This window comes from Coprococcus intestinihominis (assembly GCF_040096555.1).
In the GTDB taxonomy this organism is placed as follows: Bacteria; Bacillota; Clostridia; order Lachnospirales; family Lachnospiraceae; genus Coprococcus_A; species Coprococcus_A intestinihominis.
The window spans coordinates 1-2,288 of sequence record NZ_JBBMEK010000372.1; the positions used below are offsets into that span (position 1 = coordinate 1).

Here is a 2,288-nt window from a genome sequence, read left to right on the forward strand (position 1 = left end):
ACAACCTCATTGAAAATAAACAACAATTAAAACTTAACCTTTGGCATCCTCACACTCTCCGGTAACCAGCTTTTCACCAGTGCATACGTCTCTTCTGTGCATTCCGCAGACACATTCCCAGAAAATATAAAATCATAAATATTTCTTTTTTTCTTAACAAAAGTCATTGTAAAAATCACTTGGCTATGCTGACTCCATTGAGTATTTTCTATTTTTATTTCATCATATTCTTCCCATGGATACATTTTGGTCCAAACTTTAAAATTATTAAATGTAATTGCAATCCCCTTTTCATTCATTACATATGACCTGGAAATTTCTATAAAAAAGCACAGTAAAATTAAATATATCGCACCAATACCTATAATAGTTTCACAGATTCCTGTTCCTTCTCTACATAACAAAAAACCAAATAAAACTAAAACTATTAAAAAAAATATAGAAACTCCCCAAAATCCTCTATTGGCATCCTTTTCAGGTAAACCGCCTCTTATCTCTTTCATGACTTTCTCCTCCCTGGCATAACCAAATCTTTTCGAGGCAGCAGCCAATTCTGCTGCCTGTTATGAAGTGACCTTTGTCAAGTGTAAATTACAAAAATCACCACAAACTTTTCCTTTCCTAAATTTTAACACTGGGTACAGAGGCAGAGCCTCAGATCTAACAGTCCCCGGCCTTGGCCACTCTGTTATACGTGGATTGGTTACCAACAGGTCAATGGTCCGCCGTGAATCTTGCTGTCTCCTAGCGTGAATCAAAATATATAAGTATAATGTCAACAGAGGTGGTTCGCAAATAACTCGGACCTAAGAATGCTCCAAGACCCTGCCTCTGCATCCAGTGTTAGTGTTGTTATGCAGATGAAATCTGATAGTATCAGTTTCATCTGCTTAGTTACTTTTCATGATATTCAGATGTTTCTGTCACAGGCCTTGCCGCAAAGCGGTGCGTAGCAGCCTTGACTGAAGCAGCTGGATATCATATTTAGGACATATTTCCTGTAGCCATTCCCCACATAAAACAGGCAAGCTCTCTTGCTATTGCAGTAGTCGCTATATTTCTATTTATCCCCTTGTTTAATGTCATCTTGTAGAATCGTCTACGCAGTCTTTCATTAGCCTTATCTGCATATGCTATTACTTCCGCACAACATCCTTGTTGACGTTGTTTCAATGCTATAGATTTATGTCCTACATTACCTCGTGTATAACTTTGAGCTGCTTCTACCATCAAGCGTCTTAAATGACTGTTTCCTGCTTTGGTGATGCTATATCTGTTTCTATCATCACCACTTGAATTCTCACTTGGAACCAAACCTAAAAATCCTGCAAATTTTGGTGCTTTTTCAAATCTGTTAAAATCACCAATCTCAACAACCATCGATAATGCTGTATGCGTTTTGATTCCTAAGAAACATCCCATGTTTCGAACTTTTTCTTTGTATTTTTCACCTGATGCAAGCTCTTCAATTCTGTTATCAAGACGCTCAATCTTTTCTGTAAGATATTCGTAAGTTACAAGATACTCTGACAATGTTTCTTTGTCTAATCCTGTTAAATCAAGATTCTTAAGCCATTTCATATGTGCGATTGTCCAATATGTTTTTCCGCCTTCAAACTTCTTGCCCTGACGAAGTACAAATGCAAGAATCTGCTGTTTAATCTTCTTAAGCATAAGCTTCTGATCATCACGCATGCGAATGTATTCTTTAACAGAATTATCTTCATCATCAGGAACATATACTTCGCTATAAGTATGAAACGCTAAACATCTTGCTATGTTTGCTGCATCTCGTTTATCAGTCTTAACACGGTTTGTATTGGTAATAGCCATTGTTGTCGGGGCAAGAATCTTACAATCTACGGCATGGTCTGTAAGCTGATGGTATAATGAATATCCTAGGCATCCTGCTTCATATCCACAAATAAAAGTTACATCCTCTCCATATACCTTTCTCATTGATTCTATGTATTTAAGAATCAACTTGTAATCCGAAGGTATTGTCTGTTTATACTCAACCTTATCAGTATCATAACAATAACAACATAAAGTGTAACTTTCCTTATGGACATCCATTCCTACATAAACTATACTATTCATATGTGACCTCCTATTGTATGCGGTAATCCCTGTTACCTGATATTTTTTTCATCAACTAATATCATACAGGTAAATCCACGAATCTACAATTGTGAGGTCACTTCATATTGTCTCTTAATTATACCATCTCCTTTTGCGCTTTGAAAAGATATGCCAGTACATTAAGTCGCATATTTCCATCTTTCCAC

Annotated in this window: 2 protein-coding genes; both read right to left on the reverse strand. The window is 36.5% G+C overall.

Annotated features, from left to right (window positions below):
- Window positions 1-26 precede the first annotated feature (26 nt).
- Window positions 27-503 carry a hypothetical protein gene (locus WMO25_RS17280; RefSeq protein WP_349086421.1) on the reverse strand — a complete coding sequence of 159 codons (477 nt, stop codon included), beginning with the start codon at window positions 501-503 and terminating at the stop codon, window positions 27-29.
- Between the two features lie 481 nt (window positions 504-984).
- Window positions 985-2,100: an IS110 family RNA-guided transposase gene (locus WMO25_RS17285; protein WP_349086423.1), complete on the reverse strand. Its 1,116-nt coding sequence runs from the start codon at window positions 2,098-2,100 to the stop codon at window positions 985-987.
- Window positions 2,101-2,288 lie beyond the last annotated feature (188 nt).

Excerpts from the sequence above, each read along its gene's own strand:
- WMO25_RS17280 (WP_349086421.1), bottom strand. The coding sequence starts at position 503 with ATGAAAGAGATAAGAGGCGGTTTACCTGAAAAGGATGCCAATAGAGGA.
- WMO25_RS17285 (WP_349086423.1), bottom strand. The coding sequence starts at position 2,100 with ATGAATAGTATAGTTTATGTAGGAATGGATGTCCATAAGGAAAGTTAC.